This window comes from Pseudofulvibacter geojedonensis (assembly GCF_042675745.1).
In the GTDB taxonomy this organism is placed as follows: Bacteria; Bacteroidota; Bacteroidia; order Flavobacteriales; family Flavobacteriaceae; genus Pseudofulvibacter; species Pseudofulvibacter geojedonensis.
The window spans coordinates 57,352-76,265 of sequence record NZ_JBHTJM010000001.1 but is presented as its reverse complement, the minus strand read 5'-3'; the positions used below and the strand labels follow the sequence as shown (position 1 = coordinate 76,265).

Below are 18,914 nucleotides of genomic sequence, written 5' to 3'. Positions count from 1 at the left end.
GAAAACACAACAACACAAAAAATGACACTCGAACAGTTACAAACACAGTTTGAAGCTTTTAAAGCAAAAAAATTATCATTAGACATGTCTAGAGGAAAGCCAAGTGCTGCTCAATTAGATTTGTCTAATGAGCTTTTAGATACTGTTACATCTAACGATTATTTAAGTTCTACTGGAGCTGAAACTAGAAATTATGGAGGATTAGATGGATTGCCAGCAACTAAACAATTATTTAAAGATTTTTTAGAAGTATCTTCTGTAGAAGAAGTTGTTATTGGAGGAAATGCTTCTTTAACAATTATGCATGATATTATATCTAGAGGGATAACTCATGGTATGTGTGATAGTTATCAGCCTTGGGGAAAAGAAAAAATTAAATTTATTTGTCCAGTTCCAGGATATGATCGTCACTTTAGCATTTGTGAGCACTTTGGTATTGATATGATTCCAGTTGCTTGTACGGAAGATGGACCTGATATGGACGTTGTAGAAAAATTGGTTGCTAATGACTCTAGTATAAAAGGTATTTGGATAGTTCCTAAATACAGTAATCCAACAGGATTAAGTTGTTCAGATGAAGTGGTAAATCGTTTAAGTATGATGAACACAGCTGCAGAAGATTTTAGAATCTTTTGGGATAACGCATATGCTGTACATCATTTGTCTGAAGATCAAGATCAATTAAAAAATATTTTGACTACTTGTAAAGAGTTTGGTAACGATAATAGACCTTTTATTCTGTGTTCAACATCTAAAATTACTTTTGCAGGTGCAGGGGTAGCTGCAGTTGGAGGTAGTACTGATAACATGGATTGGTATAGAAAACATTTGTTTATTTCTACTATTGGTCCAGATAAATTAAATCAGGAAAGACACAATCGTTTTTTTAAAAATATTGAAGGTCTGTATGAGCATATGAAAAAACATGCAGCTTTATTAAAGCCTCGTTTTGTTAAGACCTTGAGTATTTTAGAAGAAGAATTAGGAGGAACAAACTTAGCAACCTGGACGAAACCAAAAGGAGGATACTTTATTAGTTTTAATGTTCCTGAAGGTTGTGCAAAAAGAGTAGTAGCACTTTCTGCCGAGGCTGGTGTGAAACTTACAGGAGCAGGTGCAACTTATCCTTATAAAAAAGATCCTAAAAATAGTAATATTCGTTTAGCTCCTTCTTGTCCTACCATAGATGAAATAGAACAGGCAATGAGAATAGTTTGCTTAGCTACAAAAATAGCCGCATTAGAAATGAAAGCATCTGTAGCTGTTTAAAAACATAACTACAGATAAATAAATTAGCCACTTTATTAATCATTATAAGGTGGCTTTTTATATTTTATACTATTTCTTTCTTAAGTAATACATACTATTCGAATTAAGTTGATAATCTAAATCTGGTATAAAAGCTGTAATTCTGTTATTTGGAAATTGAACTCTTAATTTTGAGACAGTTTTAACCATGTTCTGATAATATAATCGTAAAGATTCAGTACTTTTTTCAATACTCTGTAATTGTAGCCAATTTAGATAATCTGTAGAATCTTCAACCAACTCTAATTCTTGTAAACAAAGAATAACGTTAAGCAGAACGTTATCTTTAAATAAGTCTTCATATTCGTCTTGTACTTGTATCAAAACTTCTTCATTACCTATAAATAATAAAATAGGAGTTAAATACGGATGAATATTATATGAACTATCTGCTTGTTTTGTAAAGCAGTTTTTTTCTTTACAAAAACGTTTTAAGGCTATAATTTCTGGGTATTTATCTTCTTTTTGGTTCATCACACTCTTCAACTTTTAAAGAATCAACAATAGACTTTATAGCAAAAGATTTATGATTAAATTCTAATACATAGTGATCATATAGGTATACCATAAAAGGCTTTATATGATATTTATCAGATATACTGCCATCTTGAGCTATGCTTTTTAGACTTATTTCTATTTCATTACCGTTTTTATTTATTGAAATCTTGTCTATATAATAGTAAAAAGTATCTAAGTTAGATGTAGACGCAATTAGATATGGAGATGAATCTCGATCATTAAATTCGATAGTAGTTTTTGTTTTATACTTGCACGGAACCCAGTAAACATCTTTACTATCTGGTTTAAGAACTATTTCTTTTAAAGCTACATTATTAGCTTTAAAAGACGATAAGAAACCTAGTTTTATTAAAATATTTACAATTTGATCTCTATCTGTATAATTTCCGTTTTTCTTAAGTATTGATTCTTTTTCTATTATTTTTTTATTTATTTCAATATTGATTGAATCTTCAATCCGTAATTTTTCGGACTCTTCTTCACTAATTTGGTATGAATCAACCTCTACCTCATATGTTTCTTTTTCAACTTTAGAATTGGTGTTTTTTTTATTTTCTTTACACGAGATTAATACAATTGTGATAATTATAAGCAAGAAGTGTTTATGCATAGTTGTAATTTTATATAAATATAAATCATTTTGCCGTTACTAACTTTAACTAGTTTTAATTGAAAGAAAAAAAGAATAAACCTTGGCCTACTAAAGCTGCGATGACACAAGTATATGAAATGAAACTCTGGGGAGGAGAGGAGTACGATTTTTATTCTGGAGAAGGATCTCATCTATCACAATTGGTAGAACCTTATGTAAATGTTCTAATAGAATTTTTAGAATCTAAAGCAAAGGGACTTACGGTGTTAGATTTAGGTTGTGGAGATTTCAATGTAGGTAATAGGTTAGTAGGTTATACCCATCGCTATATAGCAGTAGATATTGTTGAAAATCTAATTGATAGGAATAAAAAATTATATTCGAAGAAAGGATTAGAATTCATTTGTTTAGACATTGCAAAAGACAATTTACCACAAGCCGATTGTGTTATTATTAGGCAAGTTTTACAGCATTTATCTAATCGAGAAGTACAAGAAGTTGTAACAAAATTATACAACTTTAAACATGTTATAGTTACAGAGCATATACCTACCGGAGGATTTATAGCGAATCAAGATATTATATCTGGACAAGGGATTCGATTAAAAAAGAAAAGTGGTTTGGTTATAACAAAACCTCCTTTTAATTTCAAGCCTAGAACAGAAGAAGAATTACTTTCTATTAAATTAAATGAAAATAAAGGTGTTATAAAAACCGTTTTATATACTTTGTAGTAAAATAAAGGCCATCTAAACTTAGATGACCTTTTTTATTTTAAGACAAAATGATGTAGGTATTATATTTTTAAGCAAATACTTCTGATACTAATATCTCTTTTTTATAATCTTCAATAAAAGCATCAATTTGTACTTTTTCTAAACCAGGAATACAAATAATATGTGCTATATTATTTTCTGATGCTAATTGATATTTTTTGAGCAATTTAGCAGATGGCTTGTCAAAAACTACTGTTAAGGCATCATTATTACGCCATGCATTAATGCCAATATTTTTTAGTCTTTCTTCGGTATAGGCAGCTAATTCTTGAGATTTTCTAGCTCTACTTATTAATCCTTTCTTACCATTTTTTTTAATAAACGACCATAAAAATAAAGGAGTTAAACCGTTTCTAGACCCAGTAATAGTTGTGTCTAAAGTTCCTACATAAGAAACCGAATTTACAATACGATTTCTGTGTTTTCGCTTAGCCAGAACAATACCACATGGTATAGGACCTCCTATAAATTTATGACCAGAAATAGAAATACTATCAATTCCTTCAGAAAAATCAAACTTTGGTTTTGGTTCTACAAAAGGGGCAATACAGCCTAAAAAAGCAGCATCACAGTGTATATAATAATCTTTAATGGCATATTTATTAATGATCCTTTTTACTTGATCTATATTGTCAATAGCTTCAGTCATAGTAGTTCCTATGTTTAAGAAGAAAACTGCAGGCTTATCTCTATTTAGTGTAATAAGATTTTCTAAATCTTCATAATCCATTTCACCATTTGGCTGACTCCTTACAACAATACTGTTTAAGTTTAGTAAGTGTAAGTTCTTTTTAACACTATAGTGTGTAGACTCGCTATAATAAACAATAGGGTTATTAAAGCTTTCACGGGCTAAGTATAAACCATAAAGATTTCCTTCTGTTCCTCCGTTTGTAACATATCCCCAAATATCTTTTATACTAGAAGATAAAATGTCTGCAAAAAAGGAAACTACCTCTCTTTCTACATCTTTTGTGTCTATTGCTAATGTAGAAGGAGATTCTGGGTCTCCAACATTATTTATACATAAATTTAAAAACGGAGCAAACTCTTTATAATTAAAATCTTTAGCTAAAGGGTAACCTAAAAAGCTAGAAGAATTTTCATTAATTCTACTGTAAATCTGTTCTATTTCTGTCATAATTCAATTTTATTTTTTTGCAAAGATAAAACTGAGGTATATATTACTGTTATAAGATGTATATTTAAGAAAAAATACTTGTTATTTTCTATATAAAAGAAATTTATACCTTTGACTATTGTTTTTTAACCCTTAAACAGAAATTTTTGCTATGAATCAATTAGATGAAATCGATTTATGTTTAATTCGTGAACTTCAAAAAGACTGTAAGCAGTCTATTAAACAACTTGCAAATAAGGTAAACTTATCTATAACCCCCACGCATGAACGAATAAAAAGACTAGAAAGTAATGGCATTATAAATAAGTATATGGCTATAGTAAATCCACAAACTTTAGGAAAAACATTGTTAGCATATTGCCAAGTAACTTTAGTTAAGCATCAGGGATCAGATTTTATAGAGTTTGAAGAACATGTTAAAGGTATGGATGAGATATTAGAAGTATCTTACATTGCCGGTAATTATGATGTTTTGCTAAAGGTTATTCTCAATGATATGAATGACTATCAAAATTTTATAATTGAAAAGATTTCTCAATTAGGAGTTATTTCTAACATACAAACTTCGTTTGTTATCAAACAAACAAAAAATAATTCTATAATAATGCCTTAAAGAAATTAATAGTCAAAATATAAAATAATTACAATCATTTATAAATCAGTTTTGCTAGTCATAAATTATTTGTGAAGAAATTATAACCGACTCTTTATATTTGTGTATGGATAAAATTAACGCTATACTTATTGACGATGAGCAAAGTGCAAGAAATGTACTTGCAAATTTGTTAGAAAGAACTAATTCTAATATCAAAGTACTTTCTTCATGTAGTAATTTAAAAGAGGGGGTAGAGCAAATTAAAAAGCTTAAACCACATGTAGTTTTTTTAGATGTTCAAATGCCTAACTATGCAGGTTATGAAATTGTAGATTTTTTAGATAAAATAGATTTTGAAATTATTTTCGTGACAGCTTATGACCAATATGCTATAAAGGCTTTTGAATTGAATGCGATTGATTATTTGGTAAAACCAATTGATAGAAAAAAGTTAGCAATGGCAATTAATAAGCTTGAAAATCAACTTATTCAAAAAAACATTCAGGTAGATTATCAAAATTTATTAGATCAAATAAGGAATTCTAATCCAAAAAAAATTGTTATTCCAGAATTAGGGAATAGACGTATTATTAATTTAAGTGATATCATTGCTATAGAGGCAGATGGAGCTTACAGTAAGTTGTATTTAAAAGATTGTAATACGGTAACTACAAGTAAAAATTTAAAATATTTTGAAGGCGTTTTACCAAATGATGAATCTTTTTTTCGTTCGCATAGAGCGTGGATTATTAATTTAGATTATATTGAATTTTTAAATAAATCTGCTCTAAGTATTACTTTGGCTAATAGTTCTGTAACAGCTAAAATTTCTAGAGCTAGAATTAGCGAATTTGAACAAGTGTTTATTTAAAACTTCTCTATATCAAATACTTATTACTATATCTTTTATTTTTCGCTTCATGTTTATTGCAAGCTCAAGAACCTGTTTTTTTACATCTCACAGAAAAAAATGGGTTGCCAGACAAAGAATTCTATAGCATAGTAGAAGATAGCAAGGGATTTATCTGGCTTGCTGCAGACAAAGGACTATTTAAATATGATGGTAAAAAGTTTAAACAATATACCAACCAGCATCAAAAAGGATTGTCTGTGTTTGGTGTTAAACAAGATGAGTTCAATCAAATATGGTGCAATAATATTTCAGGACAATTCTTTTATACTAAGAATAATAAGTTAAATTTATTTATAGACTTAAGTAGTAAGCTAAAAGGAGAGTTAGCCGATTTTGCAATAGGAAATCATTACTTATGGGTATTTTCGCTTTCTAAAGTTTATCAGATAAGTTTAAAAAGTAAAGAAATTTCTACTTTCTTAATTGGAGACAAAGATTTAGGAAATCCATTTAGCGATAAAAAAGCAATCTATTTTCAAAGTAAAGACTCCGTTTACAGAATCGATTTAGGTAAAAGCGCCAAATTACATTCTTTAGCAACACACTTACCATATAGAACTAAAAATAATTCAGCCATTAGTCAAGGTAAATCAATTATTTTTAAACAAGATTCAGAGTCGTTTTTAGTGCAAAGCAGGATGTCTAAAAACATTTTTTTTCGATTTAATATCTCTAAAAATAGATTTAAAAAAATTAAAGGTTTAGAAGCTGTTGCAGATAAAAGGATTTATGCAATATTTTCTAATAACAATGAAATATGGATAGGAACTAATAAAGGTGTCTGGATGTATAGTTATACAAATGATAAGTTTCAATTTAAAAAGCAACTATTTAAAGAAGAAGACATCACCAGAATAGTAAAAGATAAGGATGATAATTATTGGTTTACAACGTTAAATAGTGGTATTTATATTATTCCAAATATAAACATTGAAAAAAGTTCTATTTTATCTGAAAATAAAAACATTAGTAGTTTAGATAAAGTAAACGATAGTACACTTATTTTCGGACTTACAAATGGGAAAATAGGGGTATATGATACGAAAAAGAATTCAAGCAAAATAATTACTTTACCAACAAATGACAGGGTTTCATCTTTAATATACCACCCAAGCAATAAAATAATTGTAAGTAAAGATCGGAGTTCGTATGTTGTTAATATTAAAAATTCAAAATACACTAAAGTGAGCGATTACCAGGCGGTTAAAAGTTTTTTGATTGATGATAATGGCAATTTAGTAAGCACAAATTACTACAGCGTTAAATTAGTAAGAGAATCTGATATTGAATTAGACAAAAATACTCTTTTAACAAAAAGAAAAATTATTTCTACAGGTAAACGTACCTATACTTCATTATACGACAAGCAAAATAAAGAAGTTTATGTTGCATATGTAGACGATTTAATTGTTTATGATAGTGTATGGAATTCAAAAGAAATACAATATAAAAATAAACCTATTTACGGTAAATCTATAACAAAAACTAATGATGGTACCATTTGGGTAGCTACTTTTAAAAATGGTGTATTAGGAATTAAAAACAATACCGTTTTATACCATTATAATGTACATAATGGTTTAACATCTAACAATATAGAAAAAATAAAAGCCGATAAAGATATTTTATGGATAGCTTTAGAAAACAGTATACAATCGTTAAATATTAATACTAAACAGTTTAAAACACTTACCAAAAATGAAGGGGTTTTATCTTATGATATATCTGGAATAGAAATAGTTAATGATCGAATTTATTTTTCATCTAGTGAAGGATTGTTCTCAATAGATAAAGAAAAATCTTTTAAAAATTATCATCCTCAGGTATATTTTAATCAGATTCAAATTAATGAAAAAGACACAAGCATAACATCAAGCTACAATTTAAAGTTTCATCAAAATTCAATTAAATTAGGTTTTAATGTTAATGGATTATCATATAATACAAAAGGACGCTATAAATATCGACTAAAAGGTTTTAATGATAAATGGTTTTTAACAGATGCAGGTGAAAATGCTGTAAAATATAATAGCTTACCTGCGGGTAATTTTACTTTTCAAGTGCAACCTAGTTTACCTAGTACCTCTAAAGCGAGCACTATAAAAGAAATTAACATTGTAATAAACCTTCCATTTTGGAAAACATGGTGGTTTATAACTTTAATAATATTATTTATTACTATTGGTATAGTTTTATACTTTAAAAGTAAAATGCGAAAGAAAGAAAGAGAACGTGTTGTAGAGCTAGAAAAACTATCTTTAGAGAAAGAAATAATAGCCATAAACTTAACAGCATTGCGTTCTCAAATGAATCCGCATTTTATTTTTAATGCTTTAAATTCTATTCAAGATTTAGTGTTAAAACAGGATACAGAAGCATCTTACGATTCTATTGTATTGTTTGCAGAGTTAATACGTAATGCATTAAATTATTCAAATAAAGATTTTATACCAATAGAGAAGGAGTTACGTTTCTTAAAAGTTTATTTGCAACTAGAGAAATTACGTTTTGGAAAAGAATTTACCTATGATATAAATTACTCTGAAAATATAGAAATAAATGTACCATCTTTATTAATACAGCCTTTTATAGAGAATTCATTAGTTCATGGTTTGTTGCATAAGTCAGGAAATAAAATACTTACTATTAATTTTAAATTAATGAATGAGGTATTACAATGTACCATTATTGATAATGGAATAGGAAGAGTAGAGGCTGCAAAAATATCTAAAAGGCAAGGAAATCATCACGAATCATATGCTTTAGGTGCAATTGAAAAGCGATTAGAAATTTTTAAAAAACAATTTAACGGTAATATTGGTTATTCAATTGAGGATTTATATGAAAAAAATCTTTCAATAGGGACTAAAGTAGTGGTGTTAATGCCTTTTAAAAGACAATTCTAATTCATTTTTTATACACACCACACTTGTTTTCTGGCTCAATTTTTATACTAAAAAAAGAATGTAAATTCTTTATTCATAAACTCAATTTTACATTCATAAAGTTTGTTGTTACGCGATAAGTAAATTGAAATACATTTATAAAAAACTTTATAAATTAATTATTATGAAAACCAAACAACTATATGTGTTGTTACTCATTTATGGGTTTGCATCTGCACAAATTTCAACAACTAATATTAGGGCAAAATACAACTTTGCCAATGGTGCTGTTTTAGAAGACAGCTCTGTAGGAGGAAATGATTTTACCCAAACAGGAACAGCTCTAACAGAGGTTAATGATCGTTTTGATTCTGCACCTACAAGTGCCATAAACCTTAATGGCGATTATTTAACAAGACCTAATATTTCAATAGCAGGTAGCAACCCATTTTCTGATGCGTTTGATTTGAGTTATTCTTTTTGGCTAAAAACCAATACGAATACTAGCGATATTAAAACTATTATAGATGATAGTACCCGAGATACCTCCGCCGGTTTTGATAGTAATGACATTGGTTACTATATTTTTTACAGAAACGGAAAAATAAATTTATCCAGTAGATTTGTTGTAACCAATCCAGGGAATAATCCATCTGTAATAGGTTATGGACACGAACATCCTATGGTAATATCAGACGGTGAATGGCATCATATAGTCATAACCTTTAGTGCAACAGAAGATATTTCTAGCAGTAATTTTACATCAAACATATATATAGATAATGTTTTAGATACACATACTATAGTCTCAGCTCCAATAACTACTTCACCAATTACTAATGGTAATGTTACAGTTGCAAATAGTAGATATAATCATTTACCTATCGCAAATCGGTATTCAGATGTTATTGATGATATATTAATATATAATAGAAGGTTTACAGCGGCTGAAGTAGAAACATTGGCAAACTATAACAATTATTGTTTTAAAGCTTCTACATCAATCTTAAGCATTTCAGATATCACAAACACAACAGCCAAAGTTACAATAGCTAGTGATGGTGATGTATATGATTTAGCATATCATAAAACTTCCGAACCCTTTAGTAATGCCACAATCATAACTAATATTTCAAGTACAACGGTATCTTCTATCGTTAATTTAATAGGGTTGGATGTGTTTACAGATTATGAAGTTTACATAAAAAAACAATGTGTTAATAACCCCAATTGGTCTGACTCTAAAAACTTTCAAACCACGCAACCAAATCCAAAGATTTATGTAAATAAAAACGCAACTGGAAATAATGATGGAACTTCTTGGGCAAACGCTTATACAGATTTACAAACAGCATTAAATATAGCAACGTCAAGTGTAGATGTTTGGGTTGCTAAAGGTATTTATAAGCCAATAGCTACAACAGATAGAAGTGCTAGTTTTGTTTTAAATACAAATTTATTTGGAGGTTTTGAAGGAACTGAAACTACGTTATCTGATAGGGATATTACAAAAATACATACCACCAACGAAACTATTTTAAGTGGTGATTTATTAGGTGATGATGACGCTACAGTAGATTTTAATGATTTAACGAGAGATGATAACAGTAGGCATGTAGTAGAAGTAATTGCTAATAATATTGAAATAAATGGGGTCACTGTAAAAGATGGTTATGCCGATGCAACAAGTGGTAGTGATAGGTTTGGCGCTGGAATATATAAAGCAATATCTGTTACTGATTTAATAATTAAGAATTGTGTGATAAAAAACAATGTAGCGCTGTCTGGAGCAGGCTTGTCTATCACATCAAATGACACATCAAGTATAACAATAGATGCTTGTGTTATAGAACATAATTTAGCTAATGTTGGCGCAGGAATTGATTATCATTTATCTGGCTCTAGTGAAACTATTAATATCTCAATTACAAACTCTTTATTTAACGCCAATAAAACGGCCAATAATACAGCGCTAAGTAGAACTGGAACAGGTGGAGCAGCTGCACGTTTGCGTGCATACTTTAATAACGTAATTCTCAATGCATCTATAGTAAACAATACCTTTGTTAATAATGTTAGTTTGGGTACAGCAAACACAAATGCTGGTAATTTTCCTGTTATAACTTTATCAAGAAATAATGGTAAACTTGGAAATATTACCATAGCAAATAACATATTTTGGGGGAATACGGAAAATGGAGGACAGTTATCAAAATCTATTGGTAAGTCGGCAAGTAGTAGTGAGGAATTTAATAACACCAATAACGTTGGGACAGTAGGAACCTTACAAGTAACAAACAATACAGACGAAGATGGTTTTTCAACCTTTCCAAGTGCACCAACGGGTACTTATGTAACCGATCCAAATTTAAACCCAGCATTTCAGTTAAGTACAGGGTCATATGCTATTGATACAGGAAATAATAGTTTGGCCACCACTGCTGCCGATTTATTAGGAAACCAACGAATTTTTAATGCTACAGTAGATAGGGGAGCTTATGAATTTGGAGCACCTCCATTAGGTATTGCAGATAATGACTTGTTAGAGGCATTTAAAATACATCCAAATCCAGTACAAAATAGCTTAAATATTCAATTAGAAGAAAGTTTAGAAAAAGTAGAAATTTATTCTATACAAGGACAAAAAGTGTTAGAAAATAATACTTCAGAAATTAATGTTTCAAATTTATCATTAGGTATGTACTTGCTAAAAGTATATACACAAAATGGTAAAGTAGGAGTGAAGCGTTTTATAAAAAATTAAGTAGTATCTTAAAATTGCTTGCGTTTAAAGCTCAGTTGTAATAACTGAGCTTTTTCTATAAAGGTCTATTTACTTACTGATTTTTCTTTTAAAAGTTTTCTTCTCAAAACCTTCTTTTACTAAAGTTAATGGAACACTTCTTATACGAAACGACGATAGGAGAGTAGTGTAATAGTGTGAAATGGTTAATTGCTATCTAAATACTAATAATTCTACAAGTTTCGAATTCAACATCTTCAAAGCTTGAAACAGTCCATTCACTTAACTGCTTTAAAATAGGGAGTAAGGCTTCACCTTTTTTAGACAATGAATATTCAACTCTTGGTGGTATCTCGGCAAAGCGTTCTCTAATAATTAGACCATCACTTTCTAACTCTCTAAGTTGTTCAGTCAGTACTTTTTTAGAAATATTTGGAATAAATATCAAGAGCTTCCCAAACCTTAAGCTGCCATTAGCTAAGAGATAAATTATAATAGGTTTCCATTTACCACCAATGATATTCATTGCATGAACCAAAGAACAATGATTAGGATTATCAATTACTTTACGTGCCATAGTTACTTTTTTGTTACCACAAATTTAAGTAAAAAATTACAATGATATCAAAAATAAACTATTAATAGTATCTTTGTGAAACAATTTATTTAAAGTAAAGAAAATGAAAAACATATTCATAATTAATGCTCATGAGGAATACGAATTCTCTAAAGGAGAGCTTAACAAGAGTTTGGTAAATCGTTTAAAAGATCTGTTGCCAAACGAAGATTTTGAAATCAAAACCACAACAATGAAAGACGATTATAATATTGATGATGAAATTTCTAAGCATCAATGGGCAGACATTGTTATTGTACAATCACCCGTAAATTGGATGGGAACACCATGGAGCTTCAAAAAATATCAGGACTATGTATACTCTTTTGGAATGGATGGTAGATTATGCGCTGGTGATGGTCGTACAAGAGAAGATGCTTCAAAACAGTATGGAACAGGAGGAACTTTAAATGGCAAAAAATATATGTTGTCCCTAACCTTTAATGCACCAAAAAGCGCTTTTAATGACAAGAACCAATGGTTCTTCTCAGGAAATGGCGTAGACGATTTATTCTTACCAACACACCTAAATTTTAAATTCTTTGGTATGGAAGCTTTACCAACATTTGTAGCTTATGACGTTATGAAAAACCCAGATATTGAAAATGATTTTATACGTTTTGATGAGCATATAAAGCAACATATTTTAAACAATTAAGTCATGACATTAGAAGAGAGTTTAGCAAAATTAAAAGCAAAGATTGAGGGAAGTATGCCTCAAGAAAATGTTGCTATTATGCATCAAGCAACTAAAGATTTAGAAACTTCTGGCATTGGAGAAAGTATATTGAAAGTAGGAGATAAAGCGCCAGAATTTTTACTTCCAAACCAGGAAGGCAAAATGATTTCAAGTAAAGAATTATTACAAAAAGGTGATTTAATCATTACATTTTACAGAGGCGTTTGGTGTCCTTATTGTAATTTGGATTTAAGTAATCTAAAGCGTTACAAATCTCAGTTTGAAACTCAAAACGCAACGATGTTAAGTATTTCTCCACAACTAGAAAAACATAACAAGCAAATAGTAGAGAGACAACGATTAAACTTTGATTTACTAGTGATACAGAAAATAAAATTGCAGCACAATTTGGTTTACGTTGGACAATGAAAGATCCACTTAAATCCTTATATAAGGATACTTTCAAAATAAGCTTACCAAATTATAATGGTGATGATTCATGGACCTTACCAATACCAGCGCGTTTTATTATTGGAACTGATGGTGTTATTAAATACGTAGAGTATTCTATAGACTATACCAAACGTCCTAATCCTGATGTGTTAGTAGAAGCTTTGGAAGCAATCTAAATTTATATTAAATTGCTTTATGATGAATCAATCGTATTTAAGATCAACATATTAAATTTTAGTCCATGTTAACAAGAAGAAATTATTCCGTTAAAGAAATGCTTGGTTGGACAAGGCGTTATATTTACATTTTTGTAATTCTATCATTAATTCCTGTCATATTATATTCTGTATTTAAATGGTATTGGTTACACTTGCCTTGGTTACCAATTGGATTAGTAGGTACAGCACTTGCGTTTATAATTTCATTTAAAAATAATGCGTCATATGGACGTCTTTGGGAAGCTCGTAAAATTTGGGGAGGTATTGTTAATGCATCGCGATCATTTGCTATTATGGTAAACGATTTTATTACCAATGAACATGCTAAAGACCACTATTCTGAAGACGAACTTTTTAAAATAAAAAAGCAACTGATTATGCGTCATGTTACGTGGATGACTTCATTGCGTCACGCGCTTCGTACACCAAAACCATGGGAACTTTCCAGCAAAAATAAATCAGATAAGGAGTATATGGAAGGTATTCAGATTAATGAACGTAAGTTCACTTTAGCTGCAGAGTTAGATGGTTATGTAACCGAAGACGACAAACAATTCATTTTAAGTAAGAATAACAAGCAAACCGCATGTATTAATTTACAATCAAAGCAACTTCGTAAGCTTAAGGAAAGTGGTCATATTTGGGAGTTTTCTTTTTTAGAAATGGAACAGATGATGGTAGAATTCTTCACCTTACAAGGTAAAGCAGAGCGTATTAAGAACTTTCCATATCCAAGGCAGTTTGCGACTTTAAATCGTTTTTTTATTTGGATTTTCGTGGCATTATTACCCTTTGGAATGATGCACGAGTTTGATAAAATTGGTAATATAGTATTAGAATTAGTTGAAACTTGGAAGCCTTATCCTGAAGGAGGTTTTCATCATGTTATTGAATTTATAGGAAACCATTTTGTGTGGTTCACAATTCCATTTAGTATCGTAATTTCTTGGATTTTTCATACCATGGAGCGTATAGGAGAAGTTTCTGAAAATCCATTTGAAGGTATCGCTAATGATGTTCCAATAACAACTATGTCACGTGGAATAGAAATCGATATTAGACAAATGATAGGTGATGATGACTCAGAAATACCTGGGCCAATCGAGTCTCAGAATGGTATTCAGATGTAGTTTTTTTGTCGACCTCATAAAACTTTGGCTTAAACAATAGGTGAGTGGAGTGATGATATTTTAGAGAGCGAGAACCGAATAAAATTGGGTTCTCGCTTTTTAATTTTAGTTATATATAAACTAAGTAAGTTCTAAGGTTTTCTAAAATATAGTGAAATATGACTAAAGATAATGAAACACTAAAAAAAAGCATTAATTCAAGTTCTACATATAACAAGTGCATAGAAATTATCTCGCAGAGTAATTTTATGCTCTTGTGGCAAGCTTACGAGAATCGTCTAAAATTTTTTATGACGTATATTTTATCGAATACGTGATTTTTAATAATAGCAAAAAGGTAAGTTTTTATTTAGGCGTTGGCAAGTGTTGGAAATTATTCGCCAGATTTCTAATTTAAATTAAAGAGCTTATAAATGCATCGCGTTTGTGTGTAAAATAAATAATGAATATATAGAATTATAAACTAACATTAGTCGTAAAATAGCTGTAACATAATTGTTGACGATATAAAACACTGTGTGTTCATTATATCTACAATTATGTTAAATACACAGTATTCGCCATTTTACTGATACAATACATTTGTACTATAATGGTCAGCATTATGTTACTTTGCTTTGGTAAAAGAAATAGTTTCATTTGCTGATTTTTCTTTTAAATGTTTTCTTCTCCAAAGCTTCTTTTCTAAAGTTAATGGAACACTCTTTACACGCAACGACGATAAGAGAGTAGTGGAATGTGTGTGGAATGGAATACAATTTTTATATTGTAATTATACGCTGTATATTTACACTTTTTAATTTTATAAATATGAAAGAAGGTTATTCACAAGGATATGTCTTTATGGCTGCAAGTTTAGATGGTTTTGTAGCACGAGGCGATAACTCATTAGACTGGTTAATGAAATATGAAGTTGATGAAAACGACAATAGTTTTGAAGAGTTTACAAAGAAAATGGATGCACTTGTTATGGGAAGTGGTACTTATAAAACTATAGTTGGTTTTAACCAATGGCCATATAAAATGCATACTTATGTAATGAGCAGAACATTGACTCAATATGACGTTCCTAAAGAGCTACAAAAAAAAGTAACTGTAAAGAATCTTAAACCCAAAGAACTTATGAAGTTTCTTTATGAAAATGATTTAAAGAAAATATATATTGATGGAGGCAAGTTAGTTCAGTCATTTATAAGTAAAGGCTTAATAAGTGAAATTACGCTTACTCAAATACCAATTCTTATTGGTAAAGGCAAAAGATTATTTGGAGAATTAGAAAAAGATATTGATTTAGAGTTAATTTCGTCAAAGTCTATGAAATTTGGATTTATACAAAACCATTATCAATTAATAAACGATTAATTATGTCAAAAAATCCAATAGGAAGGCCTACTAATGATAAGCTGATTTTGTCTAAAGATGAAATTCTAAAAGAGGCTCTTAAAATTATAGATAATCAAGGAGAAAAAGAGCTTTCATTTAGAAAGTTGGCAAAAGTATTTGGGGTAACAGCAATGGCACTAAAAAATCATGTTGGTACACGTCATGACATAATAAAAAATCTTGTTGAGATTGTTTATAAAGATGTATCTGTAATTTCAGAAACAGTAAATTCTAAAGAAGCAATCAAACAATTATTAGTAAATTATTGTGAGCGTGTTTTTAAACACCCAAATGTAACAAGACTTTTATTAGCAGACCATTCATTATTCAATCAAGAATTATTTGACCTTATAAACTCTATTAGAGCACATTCAATCACTTTATTAAATGATGAAAAAGAGGGGGGGGTATTTGCCGACATAATTTCAGATTATACAAATGGTTTTGCATTAGCTGCAGCTTCTCAAAATAAGAAAACTGATTTAGGGGTATTAACTATCAAAGATTTTTATAAAGGATTAAACTGGTTACTTCAAAGGGTATAGATATTATGAAGCATATAGAAATAAAAGGTGCTCGACAGAACAATTTAAAGAATATTGATGTTGAAATACCAAGAAATCAAATTGTAGTATTTACAGGTTTGTCGGGTTCGGGTAAATCATCATTAGTTTTTGAAACCATAACAGCTGAAGCACAAAGACAGCTGTATGATACATTTAGCACATTTGCTAGAAGTCGTTTATCAAAATATGACCAAGCAGACTACGATTCAATCATTAATCTATCGCCAGTTATTCTTTTAGAACAAAAAAGGATTGTGGGTAATTCGCGCTCTAATGTTGGTACACTTTCTGAAATTTCAGCTTTTTTAAAGTTGTTATATTCCAGGGTTGGACTGCCTGCAGTTGGTATGTCTAATCACTTTTCGCCAAATTCTGTTGAGGGCATGTGCCCAAAATGTGGAGGAGCTGGTACCATAAACAATTTAGACATAAACGGAATCATAGATTGGAACAAATCTTTGAAACAAGGTGCAATACTTTTTCCTGATTTTAAAGTGAATTCCCTCGCTTGGAAAATAATTATAAACACAGGTTTTTTTGATGCTGACAAGCCTTTAAAAGAGTATACCGATAAGGAAAAAGAAATGCTATTTTATGCTGATGGAATTAAGTTTAAATTAAGCGAAGGAGAACAAGGTTTTGATGCTAATTTTAATGGAATTGTTACCAAAATAAATAGAGGATTTCTCAAGAAAGATTTTAATAGCCTTTCAAAGTCAAGACAAAAAATTATAACACAGTTTGTTAAGACTACAACGTGTACAGATTGTAACGGAGCGCGATTAAAAAAAGAAGCGTTAGCTTGTAAAATTAATCAGAAGAATATTCATGAACTGGGAGAACTTCAACTTACAGAATTATTAGAATTTTTCAGGGAAATAAAAAGTGAAGAAGCAGAAACCATTTTAGAACAGTTAATTAAAAGAACTGATAATCTTATCAAAATTGGTGTAGGTTATTTAAGCTTATCAAGAGCAACAGGAACTTTATCTGGCGGAGAAGCACAACGTGTTCAATTGGCAAAACAGTTGGGTAATAGTTTAACAGAAATGCTATATGTTTTAGATGAGCCTAGTGTTGGTTTGCATCCTAGAGATGTGGCTTTAGTTGCGAGTTTATTAAAAGAATTGCGAAACCAGGGTAATACCATATTAATGGTTGAGCACGATCCTGATTTAATTAAAATTGCAGACCATATTGTAGATATGGGACCACATGCAGGAAGTAAAGGTGGAGAGGTTGTTTTTCAAGGAAGCTTTAAAGAACTATCACGTGCTAATACATTAACAGGTAAATACATAAATCAAAAGATACCGGTAAAGAAGAACTTTAGGCCTTGGAAAGATTTTTTTGAAATCAAAAATGCCACAGCAAATAACTTGAAAAATATAGATGTTAAAATACCATCCAACATATTTGTTTGTGTAACAGGCGTTGCAGGTTCTGGTAAAAGCTCACTAATCCATAAAGAGTTTTTAAGTAAATATTCTGAAGCAATTGTTATAGACCAATCGCCAGTTGGTAAATCTATACGTTCAAATCCAGCAACATATACAGGTGTATTCGACCAAGTTAGAGAATTATTTGCAGAGAAGAACTCTAATACTAAAGCTTCTTTATTTAGCTTTAATGCAGATGGTGCTTGCGAAAACTGTAAAGGATTAGGATATATTTTAATGGATTTAGCATTTATGGATCCCATTAAAACTAATTGTGAAAAATGTAATGGTAATCGATATGATAAAGAAGTTCTAAAATATAAACTGAACAATAAAACGATAGTAGATGTTTTAGAACTGACAGTAAATCAGGCGATAGATTTTTTTACAGATAGTAAAATCTTAAAGAAGCTAAAAGTATTACAAGAAGTAGGTTTAGGGTATCTACAATTGGGGCAACCATTATCAACGCTTTCAGGTGGTGAATGTCAGCGTGTAAAACTAGCAGGTGAATTACACAAAGAAGGAAACATTTATATTCTAGATGAACCTACAACTGGCTTACACTTATCAGATATTACTAAAATCATTGAACTACTAGAGAAGCTAGTGAATAAAGGTAATTCAGTAATTGTAATAGAACATAGTTTAGATATTATGAATAATGCTGATTGGATTATTGATATAGGACCAGAAGGAGGTAAGAATGGAGGTGAATTAATTTTTGAAGGAACACCAAATCAATTGCAAAAAAATAATAACAGCTATACCGCTAAATTTCTAAATCTATATAATAGTTCGAAGTTGCCGACCCCATAAAACTTTGGCTAAAACAATAGGAAAGTGGAGCGACCATATTTTAGGGGTTTACTCACTATTTTATTGGTATTTATGCGTTTTCAAGTATGTTCTATAGTAATCTTGGTTAGTTACAATGTTTCCTAAAATATAGAGCAAC

17 protein-coding genes are annotated in these 18,914 nt (G+C 30.0%); 13 read left to right on the top strand and 4 right to left on the bottom strand.

The window, feature by feature from the left end; translation table 11 throughout:
• The first annotated feature begins 21 nt into the window (after window positions 1-21).
• The gene (locus ACFQ1O_RS00330; RefSeq protein ID WP_377712120.1) at window positions 22-1,269 is read left to right on the top strand and encodes an aminotransferase class I/II-fold pyridoxal phosphate-dependent enzyme; all 1,248 of its coding nucleotides are present in this window, start codon (window positions 22-24) and stop codon (window positions 1,267-1,269) included.
• A 69-nt stretch (window positions 1,270-1,338) separates the two neighbouring features.
• On the opposite strand, the gene ACFQ1O_RS00325 is transcribed toward ACFQ1O_RS00330, so the two are convergent.
• Entirely contained in the window at window positions 1,339-1,782 is a 444-nt protein-coding gene (locus tag ACFQ1O_RS00325) for a hypothetical protein (protein ID WP_377712118.1), read from the bottom strand.
• Window positions 1,763-2,437, bottom strand: coding sequence for a hypothetical protein (locus tag ACFQ1O_RS00320; protein WP_377712116.1), 675 nt, complete (start codon window positions 2,435-2,437; stop codon window positions 1,763-1,765). The genes ACFQ1O_RS00325 and ACFQ1O_RS00320 overlap by 20 nt, the downstream gene beginning before the upstream one ends.
• 59 nt (window positions 2,438-2,496) lie before the next feature.
• On the opposite strand from ACFQ1O_RS00320, the gene ACFQ1O_RS00315 reads away from it, so the two are divergent.
• Complete coding sequence (locus ACFQ1O_RS00315; RefSeq protein ID WP_377712114.1) at window positions 2,497-3,153, top strand: class I SAM-dependent methyltransferase; 657 nt, start codon at window positions 2,497-2,499, stop codon at window positions 3,151-3,153.
• Between the two features lie 70 nt (window positions 3,154-3,223).
• Here ACFQ1O_RS00315 and ACFQ1O_RS00310 read toward each other — a convergent pair whose 3' ends face one another.
• Window positions 3,224-4,336, bottom strand: a complete 1,113-nt coding sequence (locus ACFQ1O_RS00310) for a histidine decarboxylase (protein WP_377712112.1) — start codon at window positions 4,334-4,336, stop codon at window positions 3,224-3,226.
• A gap of 151 nt (window positions 4,337-4,487) precedes the next feature.
• On the opposite strand from ACFQ1O_RS00310, the gene ACFQ1O_RS00305 reads away from it, so the two are divergent.
• The 4 genes from ACFQ1O_RS00305 (at window position 4,488) to ACFQ1O_RS00290 (ending at window position 11,493) form a co-directional block, all read left to right on the top strand.
• The gene (locus tag ACFQ1O_RS00305; protein ID WP_377712110.1) at window positions 4,488-4,949 is read left to right on the top strand and encodes an Lrp/AsnC family transcriptional regulator; all 462 of its coding nucleotides are present in this window, start codon (window positions 4,488-4,490) and stop codon (window positions 4,947-4,949) included.
• Window positions 4,950-5,055: 106 nt separating this feature from the next.
• Window positions 5,056-5,802, top strand: a complete 747-nt coding sequence (locus ACFQ1O_RS00300) for a LytR/AlgR family response regulator transcription factor (protein ID WP_377712107.1) — start codon at window positions 5,056-5,058, stop codon at window positions 5,800-5,802.
• A gap of 56 nt (window positions 5,803-5,858) precedes the next feature.
• Window positions 5,859-8,750 (top strand): sensor histidine kinase, encoded by a 2,892-nt coding sequence (locus ACFQ1O_RS00295; protein ID WP_377712103.1) that lies wholly within the window; start codon window positions 5,859-5,861, stop codon window positions 8,748-8,750.
• A gap of 163 nt (window positions 8,751-8,913) precedes the next feature.
• Window positions 8,914-11,493 carry a T9SS type A sorting domain-containing protein gene (locus ACFQ1O_RS00290; protein WP_377712101.1) on the top strand — a complete coding sequence of 860 codons (2,580 nt, stop codon included), beginning with the start codon at window positions 8,914-8,916 and terminating at the stop codon, window positions 11,491-11,493.
• A gap of 196 nt (window positions 11,494-11,689) precedes the next feature.
• On the opposite strand, the gene ACFQ1O_RS00285 is transcribed toward ACFQ1O_RS00290, so the two are convergent.
• Window positions 11,690-12,049, bottom strand: coding sequence for a winged helix-turn-helix transcriptional regulator (locus ACFQ1O_RS00285; protein ID WP_282122421.1), 360 nt, complete (start codon window positions 12,047-12,049; stop codon window positions 11,690-11,692).
• Window positions 12,050-12,152: 103 nt separating this feature from the next.
• Between ACFQ1O_RS00285 and ACFQ1O_RS00280 the strand changes: the two genes are divergently transcribed.
• The 7 genes from ACFQ1O_RS00280 (at window position 12,153) to ACFQ1O_RS00250 (ending at window position 18,775) form a co-directional block, all read left to right on the top strand.
• Window positions 12,153-12,746, top strand: a complete 594-nt coding sequence (locus ACFQ1O_RS00280; protein ID WP_377712099.1) for an NAD(P)H-dependent oxidoreductase — start codon at window positions 12,153-12,155, stop codon at window positions 12,744-12,746.
• 3 nt (window positions 12,747-12,749) lie between these two features.
• Window positions 12,750-13,196, top strand: coding sequence for a redoxin domain-containing protein (locus ACFQ1O_RS00275; RefSeq protein WP_377712096.1), 447 nt, complete (start codon window positions 12,750-12,752; stop codon window positions 13,194-13,196).
• Window positions 13,193-13,396, top strand: coding sequence for a hypothetical protein (locus tag ACFQ1O_RS00270; protein ID WP_377712094.1), 204 nt, complete (start codon window positions 13,193-13,195; stop codon window positions 13,394-13,396). The genes ACFQ1O_RS00275 and ACFQ1O_RS00270 overlap by 4 nt, the downstream gene beginning before the upstream one ends.
• Before the next feature lie 65 nt (window positions 13,397-13,461).
• Entirely contained in the window at window positions 13,462-14,568 is a 1,107-nt protein-coding gene (locus ACFQ1O_RS00265; protein ID WP_377712092.1) for a bestrophin family protein, read from the top strand.
• Window positions 14,569-15,378: 810 nt separating this feature from the next.
• On the top strand, window positions 15,379-15,930 hold the full coding sequence (locus tag ACFQ1O_RS00260) for a dihydrofolate reductase family protein (RefSeq protein WP_377712090.1): 552 nt from the start codon (window positions 15,379-15,381) through the stop codon (window positions 15,928-15,930).
• 2 nt (window positions 15,931-15,932) lie between these two features.
• Window positions 15,933-16,496 carry a TetR/AcrR family transcriptional regulator gene (locus tag ACFQ1O_RS00255; RefSeq protein WP_377712088.1) on the top strand — a complete coding sequence of 188 codons (564 nt, stop codon included), beginning with the start codon at window positions 15,933-15,935 and terminating at the stop codon, window positions 16,494-16,496.
• A 5-nt stretch (window positions 16,497-16,501) separates the two neighbouring features.
• Window positions 16,502-18,775, top strand: a complete 2,274-nt coding sequence (locus ACFQ1O_RS00250) for an ATP-binding cassette domain-containing protein (RefSeq protein WP_377712086.1) — start codon at window positions 16,502-16,504, stop codon at window positions 18,773-18,775.
• Window positions 18,776-18,914: the final 139 nt, after the last annotated feature.